This window comes from Kaistia sp. SLG-1 (genome assembly GCF_059699055.1).
On record NZ_AP048544.1, the window covers coordinates 3,248,032 to 3,269,405 of the forward strand.

General features: G+C 65.8%; 21 protein-coding genes. 6 read left to right on the top strand and 15 right to left on the bottom strand.

Annotation, left to right across the window (positions count from 1 at the left end; genetic code table 11):
* Nucleotide 1 precedes the first annotated feature (1 nt).
* Nucleotides 2–580 carry a flavin reductase family protein gene (locus AC6HZP_RS14730; protein ID WP_497523470.1) on the top strand — a complete coding sequence of 193 codons (579 nt, stop codon included), beginning with the start codon at nt 2–4 and terminating at the stop codon, nt 578–580.
* Between the two features lie 127 nt (nt 581–707).
* Here AC6HZP_RS14730 and AC6HZP_RS14735 read toward each other — a convergent pair whose 3' ends face one another.
* Nucleotides 708–1,031 (bottom strand): hypothetical protein, encoded by a 324-nt coding sequence (locus AC6HZP_RS14735; protein ID WP_497523471.1) that lies wholly within the window; start codon nt 1,029–1,031, stop codon nt 708–710.
* Nucleotides 1,032–1,147: 116 nt separating this feature from the next.
* Here AC6HZP_RS14735 and AC6HZP_RS14740 point away from each other — a divergent pair, with 116 nt between their 5' ends.
* Nucleotides 1,148–1,816 carry a helix-turn-helix transcriptional regulator gene (locus AC6HZP_RS14740; protein WP_201399888.1) on the top strand — a complete coding sequence of 223 codons (669 nt, stop codon included), beginning with the start codon at nt 1,148–1,150 and terminating at the stop codon, nt 1,814–1,816.
* Between the two features lie 117 nt (nt 1,817–1,933).
* On the opposite strand, the gene AC6HZP_RS14745 is transcribed toward AC6HZP_RS14740, so the two are convergent.
* Genes AC6HZP_RS14745 through AC6HZP_RS14760 form a run of 4 tightly spaced genes read right to left on the bottom strand, consistent with a single transcriptional unit; the run spans nt 1,934 to nt 6,871 of the window.
* Complete coding sequence (locus tag AC6HZP_RS14745) at nt 1,934–2,896, bottom strand: substrate-binding domain-containing protein (protein WP_201399889.1); 963 nt, start codon at nt 2,894–2,896, stop codon at nt 1,934–1,936.
* Nucleotides 2,897–2,946: 50 nt separating this feature from the next.
* Entirely contained in the window at nt 2,947–3,906 is a 960-nt protein-coding gene (locus AC6HZP_RS14750; protein ID WP_201399890.1) for an ABC transporter permease, read from the bottom strand.
* The gene (locus AC6HZP_RS14755) at nt 3,903–5,432 is read right to left on the bottom strand and encodes a sugar ABC transporter ATP-binding protein (protein WP_201399891.1); all 1,530 of its coding nucleotides are present in this window, start codon (nt 5,430–5,432) and stop codon (nt 3,903–3,905) included. The genes AC6HZP_RS14750 and AC6HZP_RS14755 overlap by 4 nt, the downstream gene beginning before the upstream one ends.
* Before the next feature lie 2 nt (nt 5,433–5,434).
* Nucleotides 5,435–6,871 (bottom strand): aldehyde dehydrogenase family protein, encoded by a 1,437-nt coding sequence (locus AC6HZP_RS14760; RefSeq protein ID WP_497523472.1) that lies wholly within the window; start codon nt 6,869–6,871, stop codon nt 5,435–5,437.
* Nucleotides 6,872–7,023: 152 nt separating this feature from the next.
* Between AC6HZP_RS14760 and AC6HZP_RS14765 the strand changes: the two genes are divergently transcribed.
* Complete coding sequence (locus tag AC6HZP_RS14765; protein WP_497523473.1) at nt 7,024–7,773, top strand: IclR family transcriptional regulator; 750 nt, start codon at nt 7,024–7,026, stop codon at nt 7,771–7,773.
* Nucleotides 7,774–7,877: 104 nt separating this feature from the next.
* Nucleotides 7,878–8,462 carry a DUF1349 domain-containing protein gene (locus AC6HZP_RS14770; protein ID WP_497523474.1) on the top strand — a complete coding sequence of 195 codons (585 nt, stop codon included), beginning with the start codon at nt 7,878–7,880 and terminating at the stop codon, nt 8,460–8,462.
* A 12-nt stretch (nt 8,463–8,474) separates the two neighbouring features.
* Here AC6HZP_RS14770 and AC6HZP_RS14775 read toward each other — a convergent pair whose 3' ends face one another.
* Entirely contained in the window at nt 8,475–9,371 is an 897-nt protein-coding gene (locus AC6HZP_RS14775) for a LysR family transcriptional regulator (RefSeq protein WP_497523475.1), read from the bottom strand.
* Nucleotides 9,372–9,485: 114 nt separating this feature from the next.
* Between AC6HZP_RS14775 and AC6HZP_RS14780 the strand changes: the two genes are divergently transcribed.
* Nucleotides 9,486–10,220, top strand: coding sequence for an SDR family oxidoreductase (locus tag AC6HZP_RS14780; protein ID WP_497523476.1), 735 nt, complete (start codon nt 9,486–9,488; stop codon nt 10,218–10,220).
* A gap of 39 nt (nt 10,221–10,259) precedes the next feature.
* Complete coding sequence (locus AC6HZP_RS14785) at nt 10,260–11,159, top strand: SDR family oxidoreductase (RefSeq protein ID WP_497523477.1); 900 nt, start codon at nt 10,260–10,262, stop codon at nt 11,157–11,159.
* 54 nt (nt 11,160–11,213) lie between these two features.
* Here the strand turns inward: AC6HZP_RS14785 and AC6HZP_RS14790 are convergent, their stop codons facing one another.
* The 9 genes from AC6HZP_RS14790 to AC6HZP_RS14830 all read right to left on the bottom strand — a co-directional run bounded on the left by AC6HZP_RS14790 (nt 11,214) and on the right by AC6HZP_RS14830 (nt 21,357).
* Complete coding sequence (locus AC6HZP_RS14790; RefSeq protein ID WP_497523478.1) at nt 11,214–12,086, bottom strand: sugar phosphate isomerase/epimerase family protein; 873 nt, start codon at nt 12,084–12,086, stop codon at nt 11,214–11,216.
* Between the two features lie 76 nt (nt 12,087–12,162).
* Complete coding sequence (locus AC6HZP_RS14795; protein ID WP_497523479.1) at nt 12,163–13,200, bottom strand: zinc-dependent alcohol dehydrogenase; 1,038 nt, start codon at nt 13,198–13,200, stop codon at nt 12,163–12,165.
* Between the two features lie 34 nt (nt 13,201–13,234).
* Nucleotides 13,235–14,086 (bottom strand): carbohydrate ABC transporter permease, encoded by an 852-nt coding sequence (locus tag AC6HZP_RS14800; RefSeq protein ID WP_497523480.1) that lies wholly within the window; start codon nt 14,084–14,086, stop codon nt 13,235–13,237.
* A gap of 1 nt (nt 14,087) precedes the next feature.
* Nucleotides 14,088–14,990, bottom strand: a complete 903-nt coding sequence (locus AC6HZP_RS14805) for a carbohydrate ABC transporter permease (RefSeq protein ID WP_497523481.1) — start codon at nt 14,988–14,990, stop codon at nt 14,088–14,090.
* A gap of 165 nt (nt 14,991–15,155) precedes the next feature.
* Nucleotides 15,156–16,490 carry an extracellular solute-binding protein gene (locus AC6HZP_RS14810; RefSeq protein WP_497523482.1) on the bottom strand — a complete coding sequence of 445 codons (1,335 nt, stop codon included), beginning with the start codon at nt 16,488–16,490 and terminating at the stop codon, nt 15,156–15,158.
* A 385-nt stretch (nt 16,491–16,875) separates the two neighbouring features.
* Complete coding sequence (locus AC6HZP_RS14815; RefSeq protein WP_497523483.1) at nt 16,876–17,904, bottom strand: substrate-binding domain-containing protein; 1,029 nt, start codon at nt 17,902–17,904, stop codon at nt 16,876–16,878.
* 386 nt (nt 17,905–18,290) lie between these two features.
* Complete coding sequence (locus AC6HZP_RS14820; RefSeq protein ID WP_497523484.1) at nt 18,291–19,115, bottom strand: carbohydrate ABC transporter permease; 825 nt, start codon at nt 19,113–19,115, stop codon at nt 18,291–18,293.
* Nucleotides 19,112–19,975, bottom strand: coding sequence for a carbohydrate ABC transporter permease (locus AC6HZP_RS14825; protein WP_497523485.1), 864 nt, complete (start codon nt 19,973–19,975; stop codon nt 19,112–19,114). Before AC6HZP_RS14825 ends, AC6HZP_RS14820 begins: the two co-directional genes overlap by 4 nt.
* 62 nt (nt 19,976–20,037) lie before the next feature.
* The gene (locus AC6HZP_RS14830; protein ID WP_497523486.1) at nt 20,038–21,357 is read right to left on the bottom strand and encodes an ABC transporter substrate-binding protein; all 1,320 of its coding nucleotides are present in this window, start codon (nt 21,355–21,357) and stop codon (nt 20,038–20,040) included.
* Between the last annotated feature and the right edge of the window lie 17 nt (nt 21,358–21,374).

Sequence of the window (21,374 nt, forward strand, 5' to 3'; positions counted from 1 at the left end):
CATGAACGGCGCGCTGCGCCTCGATCTCCTGCACGCGGCCGGCGCGGTGACGAAGCAGACATTCGCGGAAGCGATGTCGCATCTCGCCTCCACGGTCTGCGTCGTCAGCGCAGGACAGGGCGCGCGCCGTCTCGGACGCACGGCGACGGCGGTGTTCTCGCTGTCGGCCAATCCCCCCTCGGTGGTCGTCTCCATCCGGAGCGGCAGCGATCTCGCCAGGGCGATCGTCGAGGAGGGCGGCTTCTCCGTCGCCATGCTGTCGGAAGAGCAGGAAGGGATCGGCGACGCCTTCGCCGGTCGGGTCCCGCCGGAGACGCGCTTCCTGCTCGGCGTCTGGGAGAGCTGGCCTTCGGGGCGGCCGCGCCTGCTCGGCGCCTCGGCAACGCTCGATTGCGAGCTGGGCGGCTCGGTCGCGGTCGCCGATCACGAGCTCTTCGTCGGCGTGATCACGGCGACCGACGCGCTGGGCCATGCGCGCCCGCTGCTGTGGAACCGGCGGCACTACCAGTCACTGAAGCCACATGCCGCCGACGACCAGCCGGACGCGGCGCAGCACGATCGCGGCACGGCGGCGGTCTGAGCCGTTACGGCACGGCGGCGGCCTGGGGTCACCGCACGGCGGCGGCCTGACGCCGCCCCTGCCCGCTTCCGCTATCGCTGGGTCGCGTTTTCCCGACGCGAAGGGTTCCGCCTCGCTCGATGACGCTCTACGAACGGCCGGGATCCAGCCGGCGCAGGAAGACGCGCATCTGCTTCGCGGCCTGCAGGTCGCCGCGCCGCTCCGCCGCCACGATGCCCTTCGCATAGGCGTCGGCGGCCGCCACGGTGTCGCCGGCAAGGCCGAGCGCCTTGCCGAGCTGCGCCCAGGCGGCCGAATAGTCGCCGTCGATCTCGACCGCGCGGCGGAAATGCCCGGCCGCTGCGGCGGCGTCGCCCTCCTTCAGGCAGAAGCTGCCGAGCGAGAAGCGCAGCAGCGCGTTGTCCTGCCCGACTTTGAGGCGGGCTTCCAGAGTATCGCGCAGGCTGGCCATGAATTCGCTCCTGTGGCTGTCGCGGATAGAACCCGCCTGCGGCGCGCCATCCTTGCGCGGACGGGCGGGATACCTTATAAAACAAGCTTATGCTTTGAATATAGGTTGCGCGGAATATGTCAACGCCTGGCTTGGATAATGCGGACGCGCAGGGAAAGACGGGATCGGACCGCCTGCTCTTCCTGCTGAAGACGCGCGGCCAGCAGACGGCCGCCGATCTCGGACAGGCGCTCGGCACCACCGGCGAGAACGCCCGGCAGCAGCTGACCCGGCTCGCGGCGGAGGGGCTGGTCGAGAGCGAAACCGTGGCGCGCGGTGTCGGCCGCCCCTCGCAGCTCTGGCGCCTCACCGCGCGCGGCAATGCCCGCTTTCCCGATACCCATGCCGAGCTGACCGTCAGCCTCCTGCGCAACGTCCGCGCGCTCCTCGGCGACGAGGCGCTCGACCGGGTGATCGGCGCGCGCGAGGACGAGATGCGCGCCTCCTATCGCCAGGCGCTGAAGGGAACGAAGGGGACGGAGGCCCGCCTCGCCTCGCTCGCCGCCATCCGCAGCCGCGAGGGCTACATGGCGGAGCATCGCACGTCCGACGACGGCGACGGCTGGCTGTTCATCGAGAACCACTGCCCGATCTGCGCCGCCGCGACGGCCTGCCAGGGCTTCTGCCGGTCCGAGCTGGCGATCTTCCGCGAGATGCTGGGGCCAGATTGCTCGGTCGAGCGGACGGAGCACATCGTCTACGGCGCGCGCCGCTGCGCCTACCGCATCCGCCCGGAAGAGGGCTGAGCCCGGCTCGGGCCGCTCGCCCGGAATCAAGACGACGCCACAAGGGTGTCGCAAGAGAGCACTCTGAGAGCCGATGAAGAGATCGGGCGGCGCGAGGCCGCCCGATCCGTTTCTCACTTAGAACGTGCTGCCTTCGCGGATGAACTTGATGGCATTGTCCTTGGTGATGATCGGCGACGGCAGCGCCGTATCCTTCGGCGCCTGGGCGCCGGCCAGGATCGCCATCAGGCGGTTGAAGCCGGCGCGGCCGATCTGGTCGGCGCTGTTGAGGCCGGTGGCGCCGAAGTTGGAGCCCTCGCGGGCGATCTCGACCAGCGCGCCCGCCTCGCCGTCGACGGCGGCGATGAAGATGTCGCCGCTGCGGCCGGCGTCATGGATCGCCTTCTGGGCGCCGAGGCACATCGAGTCGTTCTCGCAGAAGACGGCGTTGATGTCCTTCTCCTTCGCCAGCATGTTCTCCATCTGGCTGAAGCCGCCATCGGCGCTCCAACCGCCCCAGCCCGGCGAGACGACCGCCGTGACGTTGGCCTCCTTCAGCTTGGCAGTGACGCCGTCGCTCCGGTCGGAGCCGATCGTATTGTCGGCGGGACCGCCGCGGATGATCACGACCTTGCCCTGGCCGTTGAGCCGCTTGACGATGTAGTCGCCGATGCCCTCGCCGATGGCGCGGTTATCGGGGCCGACCCAGCTCGTATAGTCGCCGCCCTTAAGCCGGCGATCGACCATGACGACGGGAACGCCGGCCTGCTCGATCGCCTCGAGCGCCGCCGGCGCCGCCTCGATGAAGGCGCCGGAGACGATCAGGCCCTTGACGCCCTGGTTCAGGAGATCCTCGACGTCGGCGGTCAGCTTGGCGACGTCGCCATCGGCGTCCGTCGACAGGATCTTGACGTTGCCATAGGGCTTCGCCTCGTCCTTCACGGCGGCGTCCATGCCGACGAAATAGGCGCAGCAGAGCGACAGGTTGACGACGCCGATCTTGATCTCGTCCTTGGACTGGGCCTGCGCGGCCCCGGTCCAGAGCGCGGCGGTGGTCAGCACGGCGATGCCAAGCGTTCCCAGCTTCTTCTTGATGGTCATGGATATTCCTCCCCTTCATTGTGCCGCCTGCGGGCGGCTTCCTGGAACGATCAGGCCGGCTTCCTGCGGGCGAGAACCGCCACGAGGATGATCAGCCCCTTCAGCAACTGCTGGTAGTAGGAGTCGACGTTGAACAGGTTGAGCACGTTGTCGACCATGGCGAGCGCGAGCACACCGCCAAGCACGCCGACCACCGTGCCGCCGCCACCGCCGAGCAGGCCGCCGCCGATGACGACGGCTGCGATGGCATCGAGCTCGTAGCCGACGCCGACGCTCGGCTGGGCGATGCCGAGACGGCTCGCCAGCAGCACGCCGGCGATAGCCGCGAGCAGGCCGCAGATGCCATAGGCAAGAATGAGGTGCTTGCGGACGTTGACGCCGGCGAGGCGAACGGCCTCCTTGTTGACGCCGAGCGCATAGGCGGCGCGGCCGGAAACCGTATGGTCGGTGTAGAACCAGACGATCGGCACGGCGATGGCGAACAGGATGAAATTGACGGGCACCGGGCCGATGAAGGCGCCGCCGAGCAGCGCGCGGAACAGCTCGTCGGCCGGATAGCGCGGCGTGTCGGCATAGACATAGAGAAGCCCGCGAAGGCTTCCCATCATCGCCAGCGTGACGATGAAGGGCTGCAGGTTGAAGCGGCCGATCAGCCAGCCGTTGACCACGCCGACCAGCGCGCCCATCGAAAGCGCCACGGCGATCGCGGCGGTGAAGTGCATCTGCCCCTGCAGGCCGGTCGCGAGCAGGCCGGCGAAGGCAAGGACGGAGCCGACGGAAAGGTCGATGCCGCCCGTCCGGATCACCAGCAGCATGCCGAGGCTCAGGAAGCCGTTGGTGACGATCTGGCGCGAGATGTTGACGATGTTGCGCTGGGTCAGGAACGCATCCGACGTCAGCGACGCGAACACCACCAGCGCCAGGATCGCCACGGTGAAGATCAGATTGGCGCGGTTGACGTGCCGCAAGAGACTCTTGCGCGGCACTCGGGTGGACAGGGCTTCGGTCAACGTCGACGCTCCGGATTATGCGATTGTTGGGTAAGGCCGGCGGCATGGATGAACAGCGTGTCCATGCTGAACTGCTCGCGCTCGAGCTCGGCGACGATGCGACCGTCGCGCATCACGACGAGCCGGTCGGACAGCCCGAGAACTTCCGGCATTTCAGAAGAGATAAGGAGCACGGCGGCGCCTTCCGCCGCGAGGTCGGCGATCATCTGGTAGATCTCGACCTTGGTGGCGACGTCGACGCCACGCGTCGGCTCGTCGAAGATGAAGAGCTTGACGTTCTCGACCAGCAGCCATTTCGCCAGCACGACCTTCTGCTGGTTGCCGCCGGAAAGCTGGCGCACCGGCCGCGCCGTGCCAGCGGGTCGGATCGAGAGCTCGCGCACCTTGGCGTCGACCAGCTTTTGCCGTTCGGCCCCGTCGATGACGCCGTAGCGCGACGTCCGGCCGAAACTGGCAAGGCCCGCATTGTCGAGCACGCTGGCATCGAGGGCGAGGCCGTCGCCCTTGCGGTCCTCGGTGATCATGGCGATCCCCTGCCGCACCGCGTCGCCCGGCGTCGCGATATCGCCGGAGGCGCCGGCAAGGCGGATCGAGCCGGTATCGGCCGGATGCGCACCGAAAATCGCCTTGGCGACCTCGGTGCGGCCGCTACCGACCAGGCCGAACATGCCGAGGATCTCGCCGCCATGCACCTTCAGGTCGATATCGGCGAACACCCCTGCCCGCCCGAGCCGCTCGACCTCCAGCACGATGTTGCCGGAAGCAGGACCGACCGGCCGCTTCGGGAAGATGTCCCCGAGCGAGCGCCCGACCATCGCCTCGATCAGGCGATCCTGGTCGAAATCATCGATCGAGCCGGAAAGCACGCTGGCGCCGTCCTTGAGCACGACGACGGCGTCGGCGATCTCGAAGATCTCCTCCAGCCGGTGCGAGATGTAGAGAACCGTGGTTCCCGCCTCCGCCAGCTTGCGGATCTTGGCGAAGAGCAGGTCCGTCTCCAGCGCCGAGAGGACGGCGGTGGGTTCGTCGAGGATCAGGATCCGCGGCGCCGACACCAGCGCCTTGGCGATCTCGACGATCTGCTGCTGCGCGACGCTCAGCTCCGACACCAACCATTCCGGATCGATCTCGGGGAAGCCGAGATCGGTCAGGACGATGCGCGCCAGACGATGCGCCTCGTTCCAGTCGACCACGAAGGACAGGCGCCGCGCCGGCATCCGGCCCATCAGCATGTTTTCCGCGACGCTCAGATGCGGCAGCAGGCTGAGCTCCTGGTAGACCGTGCAGATGCCGAGCGCCATGGCGTCAGCCGGCGAGTGAATGCGGACAGGCGCGCCGTCGAGCAGGATGTCGCCGCTATCCGGCACGACCGCGCCGGAGAGGACTTTCATCAGCGTGGACTTGCCGGCGCCGTTCTCGCCACAGAGCGCCAGAACCTGGCCGCCGTCGATCGCAAAGGAGATATCCCGGATGGCGGGATTGCTGTCATAGCTCTTGGCGATCTGACGTACCGCGAGATGAGGCATGATCAGGTTCCAAACACGTCGGCCAGGAGCAGCGTCTTTTCCTTGCTCATATGCAGCAGCGTCTCGTGGATGCCCTCGCGGCCGTTGCCGCTCGCCTTGTTGCCGCCGAACGGCAAGTTCTCGACGCGGATGGCGGTGGTGTGGTTGACGACGACCGTGCCGACATCGAGCACCTCATAGGCGCGCATGACGCGGCGCAGATCGCCCGTGAACAGCGCCGCCTGCAGGCCAAACGGGCTGTCATTGGCGAGCTCCAGCGCTTCCTCGAAATTGTCGAACGGGATCAGCGGAAGCACCGGGCCGAAGGTTTCGTCGTCGAAGGCCGGCGTTCCCGGCACAACGCCGGTCAAAATGGTCGGGGCGTAGAAATTGCCGTCGCGGGTGCCACCGATCACGATGGTGGCGCCATCGGCGACCGCCTGGCGCACCTGCGCCTCGACCCGCTCGGCCGCCCGTGTGTTGATCAGCGGTCCGACATTCGTGGCGGGATCCAGGGGATCGCCGACCTTCAGATTGCGCGTCCGCTCCGTCAGAGCTTCGAGCAGCCGGTCGAAGACCGGGCGCTGCACCAGCACGCGCTTCACCGCGCAGCAGATCTGGCCATTGCCGCTGGTGAAGCGGCCGGCGACCAGCGCATCCGCCACCGCGTCTATGTCGGCGTCCTCGCAGACGATCGTCGCGTCGTTGCCGCCGAGTTCGAGATGCACCTTCTTGAGCGTCGCCGCGGCGACTTCTAGAATGCGTCGGCCGGCGGCCGTGCTGCCGGTCATGGCGATCATGTCGACGCCCTCGGCCTTGACCAGCGCCTCGCCGGTCTCGCGCCCGCCGGTCAGCACCTGATGCGCGGCGCGCGGCAGGCCGGCCTCCTCGAGATAGCGGCTGACCTCCAGCACGGCGAGCGGGCAATCCTCCGGCGTCTTGGTAATGACCGCGTTGCCGGCGGCGAGGCCGCCCGCGACCTTGTGACTCCAGAGCTCGACCGGATAGTTGAAAGGAACGATGGCCGCGACGACGCCGAGCGGCCGGCGCATGGTGATGGCGAGCGACGCCTCGAGGCCGGGAACGGAATCGAGCGGAACGCTCTTGCCGAACAGACGCTTCGCCTCCTCCGCATAGCCGCGGAAGATGCGCGCCGCCGCACCGACTTCGCTCGTCGTCTCGGCCAGCCGCTTGCCGTTCTCCTGACAGAGCAGGCGCCCGAGCTCGGCCTGGTTCGCCTCGATGCGACGGGCAACGGCTTCCAGAATTTCATAGCGACGATAGGCCGGCAGCTCGGCCATGCGCTGCTTGCCGGATTGAGCGGCCGCGACGGCACGTCGGACATCGTCGGCGCCGGCGCGCGGCACGCGGGCGATCTCCGCGTTGGTCGCCGGATTCAGCACGGGATCGAGGGCCTGATCCCCCGCTGCCGTCCAGCCGCCATCAATCAGCATTTGCATTTCGGACCCTCCCCGACCTCAACGTGAATCAAACCTATTTCAATTATCGTACTGCATCAACGAAAATTGGACTTGAGGTCAATAAATAAATTGCATATACGAATATTGAACAGAATTGGGGATCCCACACCTTGCGCGAAGTCGACTCGAATGTGAGCAGCACCGCCCTGAAGGCGTTGTCGGTGCTGGAGTTTCTGGGCGAGCAGCAGCGGTCGGTTTCCGTGCAGGACGTGGCCGCCGGCCTCGGATCCGATCGCACCACCGCGTACCGGATGCTGGCGACGCTGGTGCAGTCCGGTTATGTCGTGCGCGACGAGAGCGCGAAGCTCTATCGGCTCAGCCTCAAGGTGCTGTCGCTCGCGCGCCATCTGGTCAGCGACGACGAACGCTCGATCCAGATCGTCCGCAGCCTGCGACGGATCTCGGAAGAGACCGGCGAGACCGTGCATTATTCGGCGCTCGACCAGGATTGCGCGGTGCTGGTGTTCCGCTCCAAGGGCGTCCAGCGCGTCAGCGTCGACTTCCAGATCGGCGATCGCTCGCCGCTCACCAGCACCTCGATCGGCAAGGTCCTGCTCGCCTATGAGGACCCTCGCTTCGTCGACACCATTCTCGCCCGGGGCCTGCCGAAGCTCGCGCCGAAGACGATCACCGATCCCGAGCAGTTTCGCCGCGAGCTCTCGCTCGTGCGCGCGCAGGGCTATGCCTATGACGATCTGGAATTCGCGGCCGACATGCGCTGCCTCGCCGTTCCGGTGTTCGAGAAGGGCGGCCGCGTGCCCGGCGGTATCGCCATCTCCGGCCCCAGCAGCCGCTTCAGCCTCGAAAAGCTCGACGAATTGCGCACCGTCGCGGCGCGCGAGGCCATCGACCTCTCGCGAAACCTCGGCGGCTTCGTCTGAGCGACGACGGGTAGCTGACATCCGCAGATTGCCAACACCCCTCATGCAGCCGGTAGACTGGGGCGCCTGATTCCAGGGTACCGGTGCAGAGGGAAGAGAAACGCATGACGTCCGGCACGTATGGCGAGGCGGAATGGCTGAACGAGCCGCCGGAATGGTCGATCGACGGCGATGTCCTCAACGTGACCACCGGCCGCGATACCGATTTCTGGCAGTCGACCTTCTACGGCTTTCGCCGCGACGACGGCCATTTCCTGCATCGGCCGGCCGAGGGCGACGTGACGGCGCAGGTCGTCTTCGAGGGCCGGTACGAGACGCTCTACGACCAGGCGGGGCTGATGCTGCGGATCGACGCGCGGAACTGGATCAAGCTCGGCATCGAGCACTCCGACGGCGTCACCAATTTCAGCCTCGTCTGCACGCGCGACGGCCTGTCGGACTGGTCGGTAGCGGCGCAGCCGCTGCTCGCCGGGCCGCAATCAGTCCGCCTCACCCGCGTCGGCGGCGCGGTGATCGCGCATTACCGCGACGCCGCGAGCGCATGGCAGCTGCTGCGGCTCTGTCCGTTCCCGGAATCCGCCGGCGCGCGGATCGGGCCGATGGCCTGCTCGCCGCAGCGCGCGGGATTTCAGGTCCGCTTCACCGATTTCCGGATCGATCCGCCCATCGCCAATCCGCTGCACGGCTGATCCGGCGGAAACTCAGGTGCCGGCTGCCGCGAAGATCTGCCCGACCCAGTCGATGAACACGCGCACGCGCGGCGAGAGCTGGCGGCTGCGCGGATAGAGGACGGAGACGGGCGTGCTCGCCGGCGGATAGTCCTGCAATATTTCGACGAGTTCGCCGGTTTCCAGCGCATATTCCGCGTGATAGCGGGGAATCTGGATCAACCCCAGCCCGAGCTTGGCGGCGGAGAAATAGCTCTCCGCGCCGTTGACCGAGACGGTCGCCGGCAAGGTGATCGCCCGCATGCCACCGTCGACGGCGAACTCCAGGGGCAGCAGGCCGCCGGTGGCGCTGGAACGGAAGCCGACCATGCGGTGTCCCTCGGCGAGAGCGTCCGGATGCTCCGGCATGCCGTGATTGGCGAGGTAGGATGGCGACGCCAGCGTCACCTCCTCCAGCATCGCGACGCGGCGGGCGATCATCTCGCTGTCCTGCAGCCTGCCGACGCGCAGCACGCAATCAATGCCCTCCCGGACGAGATCGACCAGCCGGTCGCCCTCGCTCATGTAGACCTCGATATCGGGATAGGTCGCGAGGAAGGCCGGCAGGTTTGGCAGCACGAAATGCCGGGCGAGCGTGCCATGCACGTCGACGCGCAGCAGGCCCTTCGGCTTGGCGCCGGCGAAGCCGCTCTCGGCGTCCTCGACATCGGCGAGGATCATCAGGCAGCGCTGGTGATAGGCCTCGCCGTCCAGCGTCGGGCTGACATGTCGGGTCGTCCGTTGCAGCAGGCGCACGCCGAGCCGCGCCTCGAGCTGCTTGACCGCATCGGTGACGGTCGAGCGCGGCAACCCCGTATCCTCGGCGGCCAGCGTGAAGCTCCGTCGCTCCACGACGCGCGCGAAAACCCGCATGGCATCCAGCGTATCCATTTGTTCGCCATTCCCGGATAGTGATGCCGATTATTGGCCGATTATCCGCCCGGTGAACAGGCCTAAATCCTCCTCATCGAAACGCGCACAGCGCGCTCGCCAAGGAGAGACAGAATGACCACCAACAAGATCGCCATCGTCACCGGCGCATCCCGCGGCATTGGCGCTGCGATCGCCGAACGGCTTGGCCAGGACGGCTTCACCGTCGTCGTCAACTATGCCGGCAACGCGGCCGCCGCCGAAGAGGTCGTCCGCAAGATCGAGCAGGCCGGTGGCAAAGCCGTCACCGCGCAGGCCGACGTCAGCGATGCCGCCGCCGTGCGCCGCATGTTCGATTCCGCCGAAGCCGCTTACGGCGGCGTCGACGTGCTGGTGAACAATGCCGGCATCATGATGCTGGCCCCGCTCGCCAGCGCCGACGACGACAATTTCGACCGCCAGATCAACGTCAACCTCAAGGGCACCTTCAACACGCTGCGCGAGGCGGCGAAGCGGCTGCGCCAGGGCGGCCGGGTGATCAACTTCTCCACCACCGTCGTCGGGCTCAAGCTGGAGACCTACGGCGTCTATGCCGCCACCAAGGCAGCCGTCGAAACGCTGACGGCGATCATGGCCAAGGAGATGCGCGGCCGCGACATCACCGTCAACGCCGTGGCGCCCGGCCCCACCGGCACCGACCTCTTCCTCAACGGCAAGACGCCCGAGCTGGTCGAGCGCATGGCGAAGATGAACCCGCTGGAGCGCCTCGGCACGCCGGAGGACATCGCCGCCGTCGTCGCCTTCCTCGCCGGCCCGGACGGCGCCTGGATCAACGGCCAGACGCTGCGCGCCAATGGCGGCGTCGTCTGACGCCCGCTCCCCAAACAGGATCTCGAAGGCAATACGACCATGAACCAGCAAGTCATCGTCATCACCGGCGCGTCGAGCGGCTTCGGCGCACTCACCGCCCGCGCGCTCGCCAAAGCCGGACACATCGTCTACGCCGGCATCCGCGATACGCAGACCCGCAACGCCAGAGCGGTGGCCGACGCCGCCGCCTTCGCGAAGGAGAACGGCGTCGACCTGCGCACCGTCGAGCTCGACGTTGCGAGCGATGCCTCGGTCGAGGCCGGCATCGCCAGCATCCTTGCCGAAGCCGGACGGCTCGACGTCGTCATCCACAATGCCGGCCACATGTCGTTCGGCCCGGCCGAGGCGTTCACGCCGGAGCAGTTCGCCGCGCTCTACGACATCAACGTGCTCTCGACCCAGCGGGTCAATCGCGCCGCCCTGCCCGCGATGCGCAAGGCAGGCAAGGGCTTGGTCGTCTGGGTGTCGTCGTCGAGCGCGCGCGGCGGGACGCCGCCCTTCCTGTCGCCCTACTTCGCCGCCAAGGCGGCGATGGACTCGCTCGCGGTTTCCTACGCTTCCGAGCTCGCGCGCTGGGGCATCGAGACCGCGATCGTCGTGCCGGGCGCCTTCACCAAGGGCACCAATCACTTCGCCCATTCCGGCTCGCCGGCGGATGCGGCCCGCGCCGCCGAATATACGGACGGTCCCTACAAGGGTGTTTCGGAACAGGCGCTGCAGGGGCTCGCGTCGCTGGAGCCCGCCGATGCCGATGCCGGCGAGGTGGCCGTCGCGATCGTCGATATCGTCGGCATGCCGTTCGGCAAGCGGCCGTTCCGGGTTCATGTCGACCCGTCCAAGGACGGCGCCGAAATCGTCAACGGCGTCGCCGACCGCGTCCGCGCCGAGATGTTCCGGCGCATCGGTCTCGACGACCTCTTGAAGCCGGCGATCCGCTGATTTCGCGAGCCTGGCGGGGCGGCGGCAAGGCCGCCCCGCCGTCTCGACCGGGGGCTAGAGGACGCCAGCCGCTCCGGCGATCTTCTTGATATGAGCGAGGCCGCGGCGATAGCCGGGCACATCGAAGTGCTCCAGCATCAGCGGAACGTCGCGGCCGAGCTTGGCGATCTCGGTGACATAGGCGGTGTAGTCGAGATTGCCCTCGCCCGGCACCACTTCGTCGAGGTGGAACGAGATCGTCCCCGGGCCACCCTTCATCACCAGATCCTTGGCGTGGCAGGAGACAATCCACGGGCCGAGCAGCGCGAAGGCATCGCGGATCATCTTGCCGGTGTTGAAGTAGAGCCGCGGCGTAATGATCATGTTGGCGGCGTCGATATGGGCGCCGAACTCAGGCCGGTCGATCGCCTTGAGCAGCTTCAGATAGTTTTCCGGCGTATCGGTCACCAGCCACGGCACCATCTCCAGCGAGAACTTGGCGCGCTTGGGCTTCACCGTGTCGATGACGTAGCGCGCGGTATCGACGGCGCGCTGGAAGCCAGCCTCGCTCTGGTTGTCCGGATGCGGACCGTAGTCATAGTTGTCGCTGAGCTGCCAGGGGTCGCCGGCATGGCCGACAGTGCCGTGATAGGCGACGATCGCGCCTGCACCGAGCTCGTCCGCCAGCGCCAGCTGGTGCACGGCATATTCGAGATTGGCCTTCCGCGTCGCCTCGTCATGGGCGATGAGGTTCTTCCAGGCGCCGCCCTCGGCGATGACCAGATCGGCCGCGGCCATCGCCTTCACGATCGCGGCGATCTCCTCGCGGTTCTCGATCCGGATGTTGGGCATGTAGGCGGCGTTGTAGCCGAATTCCGTATGCGCGCGCGCATAGGCCTCGGGGTCGCCCTTGTACTCGATCCCATAGCCACCGAGCCTGAAGGTCATGGATAGTCTCCCAGATTGATCCGTAAGCGGGAAGCCGCCGCGTCGCGCGGCGGCTTCGTGTGTCGTGCAGGCGCCGTCAGGACGGCACGCCCTCGCCCGGATAGAGCAGCACCTTGCCGCAATTGCCGGTTTCCTGCAGGGCGAAGGCGGCCGCGACCTCGGACAGCGGGAAGCGATGCGTGGTCAGCTTGTCGAGCAGCGGACGGGCGTCGCGCACGCGCTGCAGCACCTCCTCGCTGAACACGTCGTGGTTCCAGTGCCAGCTTCCGAAGATGTCGATGCCCTTGCCGGTGATGCGGTTGACCGGCAGCGATCCGCTCCAGGTCACGAAGGAAAGCCGGCCGCGCGCCCGCACCAGCTCCAGCACGACCGGCGGCGCCGCCTCGTTGTTGCTGGTATCGAGCGCCGCGTCGACGCCGTAACCGCCGGTGGCGGCCCGCACCTGCTCGAGCAGGTCCGGCGCGCGCGGATCGATCACCAGCTCCGCGCCGAGCGTACGGGCGAGCTCGGCCCGGTACGGATGCAGTTCCAGCGCGATGACGCGGGCGCCGATGGTGCGCGCATTGATGATGGCGCCGAGCCCGACCGCGCCGCAGCCCGAAATCAGCACGGTATCCTTGGCCGTCACCTGCATGCGCGTCATGGCCGTGAAGCTCGGCCCGAGCGCACAGATCGCCATCGCGGCATAATCCGTCTCGATGTCGTCCGGCACCGGCTGCAGCAGGTAGTCGGGCTTCAGCAGATATTCGGCGTAGCAGCCGATACCGCTCGCAGAGCCCGTCTCGGCCCTGAGATCGCGCTGCGCGGTGCAGTGGATGTGCTCGCCGGAGCGGCAGGCCGGGCAGACGCCGCAGCCGGCATGCGGCATGACGATGACGCGATCGCCGACCTTCAGCCGCTTCGACTGCGCGGCGTCGCAGACGACGCCGACCGCCTCGTGGCCGAGCTCGCACGAGCACTTGCCCGAACGCCAGGACTGCCACTCCGTGCACATCGGCGCGACGAGCACCTTGACCTTGACGATATCGCCGGACGCCTGGGGATCCGGCCGCTCCGAGACCTGCGCCTGGCGCGGCCCGAGGATTTCAACGCTAAGAATTTTCGCTACTCCCACTTGGAAAAAACGATCCGTGACGACGCGAGGGAACTCAGCCCTTGACCGCGCCCATCGAGAAACCGGCCTGAAGGTGCTTTCTGAACAGGACGTAGAGGACCAGCAGCGGCAGGCTGGAGATCACGACTGCGGCGAACAGAAAGCCGAAATTGAAGGAAAGCTGCCCCTTGAGCAGGCTCAGCCCCACCTGCACGGTGCGGATCGTCGCGTCCGAGGACATCATGTAGACCAGCACATATTCCACCCAGCAGGCGTGGAACGTGAAGATGGCGATCGTCGTGATGATCGGCCGCGCCATCGGCAGCACGATCAGCCCGTAGATCCGCAGATAGCCCGCGCCATCGATCTTGGCGGCCTCGATCACCTCGTTCGGGATCGAGCGGACGAAGGCCGCGGCGAGATAGACGGCAAAGGAGATGTTGAACGCGACATAGGGAATGATGATCCCGAGATGCGTGTTGGTGAGCCCGAGGAAGTTCCCGGCGATGAACAGCGGCACGATCGAGGACGAGATCGTGACCAGCAGTCCCATGATGATCAGGGAGAACAAGATCGGGGTCATCCGCGACGGGATCTTGGTAAAGGCGAACGCCGCCGAGATCGAGAACAGCACCACGATGATCGTCGTCGTCACGCAGAAGATCAGGCTGTTGACGAAGAGGTGCGAGAACTCGCCCAGCTCCCAGGCCTGGATATAGTTGTTCAGCGTCCAGTTGACCGGAAACGCCACCATGTTGGAGACGATCTCCGTCTCCGGCTTGAACGAGGTGTAGGTGAGCCAGATCAACGGAAACAGCGTAAACACGGTGAAGAAGGCGAGCACGGCATAGGCCGCCACCCTGAACAGCACCGGAACCTGGGCCTGGCCGGCTTTCCACGTCGACATGTCAGTGCGCTCCCTGCTCGTAGCGGCGCGTGAAGCGTGCGGCGATCGCCGACAGGATCAGGATCAGGAAGACGCTGAGCAGGATCAGGACCACGGAAATGGCGCTGCCGAAGCCGTATTTGTAGAAGGAGAAGGTGTTCTGGATCATGTATAGGCCGAGAACGTTGCTGTAATAGCTCGGACCACCATTCGTCATGATCCAGAGTATCTCGAAGCTCTTGAGGCTGCCCGCCACCGCATAGATCGCCGAGGTCAGGAATACCGGGATCTGCTGCGGAAGGATGAGGGACTTCAGGATGTTCCACTCGTTCGCGCCGTCGAGCACCGCGGCTTCCAGCATCTCCGGGCTCGTCTTCTGCAGATTGGCGAGGAAGATGATGAAATAGATGCCCGTGTACATCCAAAGCAGCACGATCAGATAAGGCAGGATCGCGGTGTTCTTGGAGTTGAAGATGGTGAGCGAGAACATCGGATCGCCGATGGCGCGGCCGATGATCTGCGAGACGAGGCCGGTGGGCGCGAAGACCACGCCGAACAGCAGCGCCACCACGACCGGGCTCAGCAGCGCCGGAAAGAAGATCACCGCCTCGAAGAAGCCCGAGTGGCGAACCAGCCGCCGATGAATGACATAGGCGAGGAAGAAGCCGAGCGGGATCTGGCCGACCAGCGAGACCAGCACCACCAGTCCGTTGTTGCGCAGGCCCCACCAGAAGATGGGATCCGAGAACATCACGACGTAGTTGGTGAAGCCGATGAAGTTGGGAATGCCCACGCCGGCCCAGTCGGTGAAGCTCAGCACGAGGCTGTAGACAACCGGAACCACGATCACGAGCCCATAGATCAGAAGGGCCGGTGTGGTTAGCAGCGCGTAGCTGATGCGGTCGGATCTCGTTTCGGAACCCACGTGCGTCTCTCTCTTGCCGACTCTCTTGGCGACCCGCTTGCCGGCGCTTCCCGGCGAAGTCGTTGGAAGTCTGTTCTGGGGGGTGCCGCCGCCGCTCACGAGGCGGCGGCGGCACGCTGGCGCGGCTGCTTGGGAGGCACGCGCTTCTGCCGGGGGACTGCCTGGCTACTTGGCCTTGCGGTTGCTGTCGTTGGCGGCGACCCAGGCCTCGTACTTGGCGGCCAGATCTTCCGGCGTCACCGAGCCGAGCACGAGCTCCTGCAGTCCGGCGTTGACGACCTGCATCACGCCCTCGGCGTCGAGGCGATCATCGAGGACCGGCAGCACATGCGCGATCGATGACGAGAAGGCGTAGCTCTTCTTCGCCAGCGGGTCGGTCAGCATGTCGGCGATGCCGACGTCCTCGGTGTAGATCGGCAGCAGGCCGTACTTGACCGCGATGTCCTTGTTGGACGGATCGAGGTTGAACTTGATCCACTTCCAGGCCGCCTCGGTCTTCTCGTCGTCAAGCTTGGACGACATGCCGAAGCCGGTCGCCGGCTGGCCCGAGGAGGAGTCGGATCCGGCGAGCGCCGCGCCCTCGATGGCGGGAAGCGAACGGATCTCGACGAAATCCTTCATTTCGGCCGGCAGGGCGGAAGTGAGGTTCACGACTTCCCAGATACCGCCGATGAAGTAGACGCTGCGGCCGCTGACGAAGGCGGAGAGCGCCTGCTCGCGGGTCGTCGACGGCTCGCTCGGATCGATCAGGCCGGCATCGACCATCTGCTTGATCTTCTGCAGCGCGCCGACGAAGGGCTCATCCTTGAAGCCGGCGCCCTCGGCGCCCGTGAGCGCATTGGCGAACCATTCCGGCGTGCCGAGACGGCCGACCATTACCGACAGCAGGCAGGACTGCAGCACCCAGCTCGACTGGTCGCCGAAGACGGCGGGACGATATCCGGCGGCGCGGATGGTCTTGGCCTGCCCCATGAATTCGTCGAGCGTCTTCGGATACTGAAGGCCGATCTGGTCGAGCAGCTTGCGGTTCACGTAGACGACGTTGGTGAAGTTCACATAGGGAACGCCGATCTCGTAGACCTCGCCGGTCGCCGCCTGTGCCTGGGTGAACACCGGGCGCAGCATCTTGTCGACGCCATCGCGCTGGATCAGCTCGCGCAGATCCTTGGCATAGCCGCGACCGGTCAGGTAGCCGGTGCGCTTGCCGGGCCAGAGCGTGAGGATGTCGGGCAGATTGCCCGAGATCGCCAGCGCCTGCATCTTGTTGTGATAGGCGTCGTGGTCGAGATAATCGAACTTGATCGTGATGTCGGGATTGGCGGCGTGGAACCGCTCATAGGTTTCCTGAAGGCGCGCGTAGTCCGGATCCACCTTGGTGTAGGGGAAGATCGCCGTCAGGGTGACATCGGCGCGAGCCAGCGCCGTCGCGCCGAGGCTGATAGCCGTCGCGAACAGCAGCGACGACGCCTTGCGAGCCAACTGGCTCAATGCGTAGTTCATGGGCTTCTCCTCTCAAGCCGACGGGTTGCCCCGCGCTACGGCCGAATTTTCTCGTTCCCGAAACAGGCCGGCCAGCCTGTCGCGGGGTCGCAGTCAGATGGATTGGATATCGGCTGGTCCGTGATCTCGCCGGCGGCGGCCCGGCTTGCCGCCAGACCGGAACCACCGGCCGCCGGTGCGCCCGGTCCTCCTCAAGACCATCCTCCGCACCCGGCCCAAAGCCGCTCCCTCCGGCTCGCATTGGACCTCCGTCCGCCGCAATCCGTAACGTTACGAATAAGGCTTCTGGAACCGTTGTCAATCGCAAAAAGGAGACAAACGGCCGCCTCCCCTCGCGGCGCGGCCGAACCAATTCTAAACGTTACGGAAAAATCTCAGACGCGAGTCAGGGCGTGAGAATGTGGCTGCCGTGATCGACGAATTCGGCCGGCACCACCCGGCACAACTCCGCATAGTCCTCGCCGTCGATGGCCCGCGCCAGCATCTCGGAGAGCAGGTTGGCGATCCCGGCATGCGGGTAGTAGAACGCGCTCGTCGGCGGATTCAGGAAGTCGTGCAGCCTGGCGCCGCCATAGGTGATGACGCCGAAATCCTTGCCGATGCGCCTTCCCGCCTGGTGCATCGCGGTGATGAAGCCGAGCCCCGCCTCGTCCGAGGCGACGAAGGCTCCCGTCGCCTCCGGATGCCGGAGCAGCACCTCCCGCGCCATGTCGACACCACTCTGCGGCGTCGTGGCGGAGAAATGGATCAGTTCGTCCGGCACGGTAAGGTTGCGGGCATTGAACGTCTTGGTCCAGCCCTTCACGAACTGCAGGCTGTAGCTGAACTGGCTCGACGGCGCGAACAGCAGCGGCGCCGGATGCCCGTTGTCGAGCAGTAGCCGCGCTGCATCGGCGCCGATCTGTTCGTGGTCGAGATCGACATGCGGATGGGCGCTCAGAAGCTCCGTGCGCCCGAAGGTCACGAACGGCATGCCGACCTCGAGCAGGTATTTCACCCGCTCGTCCTGCGGCCGCGTGTGGGTGATGATGATCCCGTCGACCGAGCCCTCGCGGACGAGGTTGCGCACGATCTCGAGCGGATCGTCATGCTGCAGATGCGGGACGATGCTGGTGCGATAGCCATGCGCCTTCATCGCCGTCGAGACGCCGACGAGCAGCGACGCCGTCACGATGTTGAGCTGGTCCTGCCGCTCGAAGGAGAGCACCATCGCGATCGATTGCGAGCGCCCGGTGCGGAGGTTCACGCCGCCGGTATTGGGTCGGTAGCCGAGCTTGTCGGCCGCGCGCTTGACGCGGTCAATCGTCTCGGCGTTCACCTCCGGCCCGTCCTTGAGGGCGCGGCTGACGGTGGTGACGGAGATGCCGAGATGCTCCGCGACCGTGCGCAGCGTCGCCCTGGGCCGCTGGCTCATCGGGATGCTCCGCCGAGGGCCAGCCGAACGGTGTCGAGAGGGTCCAACAATTCGATATGCATCCCGTTTCCCACAAACGCGCCCGGACTGACTCGCCGTTCTGCCCGCTATACTAAGCTATTGTTCCGCCAGCCGTTCAAGCCGCGATTTCGGGCCCTGCCCCAGCTGCAAGTCCGAGGAACGGCCGCGCAGAAAACTACGGGCCGAAGCGCTCCAACCATTTCGATTGGAAATTGACTGCTTTGGTCCAATGACCGCCGGCTTCCCGTGCCGGGTTGCGCCCAAGGCCGCTCCAGAAACAAAAAACCGCCGAACCCGGCAGGCGCAGCTGCTGGGTTCGACGGCTTTCGTGGAGGCTCAGGGTCTGGGGATCGCGGACCGCGATCCTATTTGACCGCGCCCATCGCCAGACCGCTCACCAGATTGCGGCGCAGCAGGGCGACGATGACGACGACCGGCAGGCTGCTCAAGAGCGCGGCGGCGGAGAGCTCGCCCCAGTTGACCGCCAGGTAGCCGGTATATTCCGTGGTCAGGAATGCCGGCAGCGTCTGGACGTTGAAGCTCGACAGCGTCAGCACGAAGAACAGATCGTTCCACGAGAACAGGAACGCCAGTCCGGCGACGGTGACGATGCCGGGACGGGCCATCGGCAGGACGATGTCGATCATGATCCGGAACCAGCTGGCGCCGTCGATGATGCCCGCCTCCTCGACTTCCTGCGGGATCTTCTGGAAAAAGGTGCGCAGCACCCAGACGACGACCGCGAGCACCAGCAGGACGTGGGCGATGCCGAGGGCGATGCGCGTATCCAGCAGGCCGATATAGTCGAAGACGCGCGCCAGCGGCACGATGATGACGACGGCCGGCAGCATCTTCGTCGAGAGGATGAAGTGCGCGATGTCGTTCTTGCCGCGGAAATCGAACCGCGTCAGCGCATAGGAGAACGGAACGCCGAGCAGCAGACCGAGGCCGACGCCGATCGCGGTCACGATGATGCTGTCCACGAAGGCCGACAGGAAGGCGGGATTGCCCAGCACGGCGCGATAATTGTCCAGCGTCGGCGTGAACAGGATCTTCGGCGGCACGACGTTGAAATCGAGCGGGCTCTTGAACGACTGCAGCGCCATCCAGAGCACCGGAGCCATGAAGAAGATCGCAGCGAAAACAAGCCAGGCGATCGCGATACGACGGGCCAGCGGTGAATGCGTCATTCCGTGTCTCCCTTGGCAATGCGGTCGCCGGCATAGCGCGTGCACAGAACCGTCGAGATCAGCAGCCACAGGCCGATGACGCTGGTGATCGCCGGGCGGTAGAACTGAAAGGCTTCCTTATAGGCGCGCAGCACGAGCGTCTCGGTCGACGAGCCGGGGCCGCCCTGCGTGATGATGTAGGTGGTGTCGAACGCCTTGAAGGCTTCCATGAATCGGAAGATCGCCGTGATGATGAGGACGTTGGTCAGGAGCGGCAGGCTGATGTCCCAGAGCTCGCGCAACGGGCGCGCACCGTCGATCGTCGCGGCCTCATGCACGTCCGGCGGCAGCGAGCGGAAGCCGGCATGCAGGATCAGGAAGCAGAAGGGCGTCCACTGCCAGACATCCACCAGGATGACGGTGAACAGCGCCGTACTGCTGTCGGTCGCCCACGAAAAACCGCCGATGCCGATGAAGCTCAGCAGGTGATTGGCGATGCCCGAGGTCGGCTCGACGATGGTTCTCCAGATGAGACCCGAGGCCGCCGGCATGATCGCCAAGGGAATGATGAAGACCGACAGGAAGAAGTCCTTGCCGCCGCGCACGAACTCCATCGCATAGGCGATGCTCAGCCCGAACAGGAACGAGACGACGGTGGAGGCGACGGTGAATTTCAGCGTGACGACGACATTGTTCCAGAAATCCGCCTGCCGGAGCAGATCGAGGAACATCGTCGCGCTCAGGGAGAAGGCCTGACCGGAATCGGGCGCATGGAAGGCGATGTAGAACGTGTAGAGGGTCGGATAGAGCAGCAACGCAAACAGCGCGATGACGACCGGCGCGGTCAGAAACAGGGGGAAGTAGGTATTTTGCCGTAGCATTGATGATCCTCACGAGAAGCAGTTGCCGGCGCGAGGCGCCGGCAACCTGTCGCTTCGTCCACTCAGTGATTGAGTGCCTTTCGCCAGACGCCCGCGGCGTCCTTCATGGCCGCGTCGGCCGTCGTTTCGTTCAGGATCGTCTTCTGGACACCCTGGCGCAGCGCATCGACGAGCTGCAGGAACGAAACATTGGCGCGGGTCAGCACGGCCGTCTTCAGGGTCGTCTGGACGCTGTCGATGAACTCAGGCCCGAACTTTTCCTTCAGCTCCGGCTGATCCCACGACGAGGCGCGGGCACCCAGCACGCCGGCGCGCGCCAGCTCGGCCTGGACCGGCTTTGACGTCGCCCACTGCATGAAGAGCCAGGCAGCGGGCTTGTTCGCCGTGCCGTTGCTCATCGAGATGGTCCAGTACTGCGAGTTCGAATGCGGGCCCTTCGGACCGGCCGGGAACGGCGCGACGCCGATCTTGTCGCCGATCGTGGAGAGCTTGGGATCGACGAGGCGCGGATAGATCACCGATGCGTCGATGAACATCGCCGCCTGGCTCGACAGCATCGCCGTGTTGATCTCGTCCCAGTCGTAGTTGGTGACGCCCTTCGGCGCGTATTTGGCGAGATCCGCATACATCTGGATCGCCTGCACCGTCTCCGGCTTGTCGAGCGCGACCTTCAGGTCGGCGTCCAGATAGTCGCCGCCATAGGAGCTCACCACGCCGTAGAGCGGCCACCAGAGGGCCGGACCACCGCGAACGGTGATGCCGCTCATCTTGCCGCTCTCGGAAATGGTCTTCGCCGCGGCGAGCAGTTCGTCGAAGGTCTTGGGAACGGGGATGCCGAGCTCGGACAGCACGTCCTTGCGGTAGATCAGGAGCTGCGATTCAGCCGTCACCGCCAAATTGGCGAAGGGCGTGTTGCCCATGACGGCCGCCTGCTGCGCCCCGGGGAAGAAATCGTTCCAGTCGTACCAGGCCGCATCCGTCAGCTTCGGATCGTCCATGTACTGCTTGATCTCGGCGACCCAATGCTCCTGCGCATATTTGGGGGCTTCATAGATCTGCGTCATGAAGACGTCGAACTTGAACGTGCCGGCGGTCAGGTCGGCGGGAACCTTGGTCAGAAACTGCTTTTCCGGCAGCTTGCGCAGATCGACCTTGATGCCGGTCAGGCTCTCGAACTGCGGAATGAGCGGCTCGATCGCCTCCTGCCAGGGATGGCGGGTCAGCAGAACCTTGACGGTCTCGCCCTTGAACTGCTGCCAGTCGATGTTCGCCGACTTGAAGTCCGCGTCCGTCACCGCCAGGGCGGGCGACGCGCTGATGGCCATGCCGGCGCTCGCCACGGCGCCCAGCAGGAATTGCTTACGTGTCAGTCCAGATTTCATCTCTATCCTCCCAGATG

Excerpts from the sequence above, each read along its gene's own strand:
- AC6HZP_RS14730 (WP_497523470.1), top strand. The coding sequence starts at position 2 with ATGAACGGCGCGCTGCGCCTCGATCTCCTGCACGCGGCCGGCGCGGTG.
- AC6HZP_RS14735 (WP_497523471.1), bottom strand. The coding sequence starts at position 1,031 with ATGGCCAGCCTGCGCGATACTCTGGAAGCCCGCCTCAAAGTCGGGCAG.
- AC6HZP_RS14740 (WP_201399888.1), top strand. The coding sequence starts at position 1,148 with ATGTCAACGCCTGGCTTGGATAATGCGGACGCGCAGGGAAAGACGGGA.
- AC6HZP_RS14745 (WP_201399889.1), bottom strand. The coding sequence starts at position 2,896 with ATGACCATCAAGAAGAAGCTGGGAACGCTTGGCATCGCCGTGCTGACC.
- AC6HZP_RS14755 (WP_201399891.1), bottom strand. The coding sequence starts at position 5,432 with ATGCCTCATCTCGCGGTACGTCAGATCGCCAAGAGCTATGACAGCAAT.
- AC6HZP_RS14760 (WP_497523472.1), bottom strand. The coding sequence starts at position 6,871 with ATGCAAATGCTGATTGATGGCGGCTGGACGGCAGCGGGGGATCAGGCC.
- AC6HZP_RS14770 (WP_497523474.1), top strand. The coding sequence starts at position 7,878 with ATGACGTCCGGCACGTATGGCGAGGCGGAATGGCTGAACGAGCCGCCG.
- AC6HZP_RS14775 (WP_497523475.1), bottom strand. The coding sequence starts at position 9,371 with ATGGATACGCTGGATGCCATGCGGGTTTTCGCGCGCGTCGTGGAGCGA.
- AC6HZP_RS14780 (WP_497523476.1), top strand. The coding sequence starts at position 9,486 with ATGACCACCAACAAGATCGCCATCGTCACCGGCGCATCCCGCGGCATT.
- AC6HZP_RS14785 (WP_497523477.1), top strand. The coding sequence starts at position 10,260 with ATGAACCAGCAAGTCATCGTCATCACCGGCGCGTCGAGCGGCTTCGGC.
- AC6HZP_RS14790 (WP_497523478.1), bottom strand. The coding sequence starts at position 12,086 with ATGACCTTCAGGCTCGGTGGCTATGGGATCGAGTACAAGGGCGACCCC.
- AC6HZP_RS14800 (WP_497523480.1), bottom strand. The coding sequence starts at position 14,086 with ATGTCGACGTGGAAAGCCGGCCAGGCCCAGGTTCCGGTGCTGTTCAGG.
- AC6HZP_RS14810 (WP_497523482.1), bottom strand. The coding sequence starts at position 16,490 with ATGAACTACGCATTGAGCCAGTTGGCTCGCAAGGCGTCGTCGCTGCTG.
- AC6HZP_RS14815 (WP_497523483.1), bottom strand. The coding sequence starts at position 17,904 with ATGAGCCAGCGGCCCAGGGCGACGCTGCGCACGGTCGCGGAGCATCTC.
- AC6HZP_RS14820 (WP_497523484.1), bottom strand. The coding sequence starts at position 19,115 with ATGACGCATTCACCGCTGGCCCGTCGTATCGCGATCGCCTGGCTTGTT.
- AC6HZP_RS14825 (WP_497523485.1), bottom strand. The coding sequence starts at position 19,975 with ATGCTACGGCAAAATACCTACTTCCCCCTGTTTCTGACCGCGCCGGTC.
- AC6HZP_RS14830 (WP_497523486.1), bottom strand. The coding sequence starts at position 21,357 with ATGAAATCTGGACTGACACGTAAGCAATTCCTGCTGGGCGCCGTGGCG.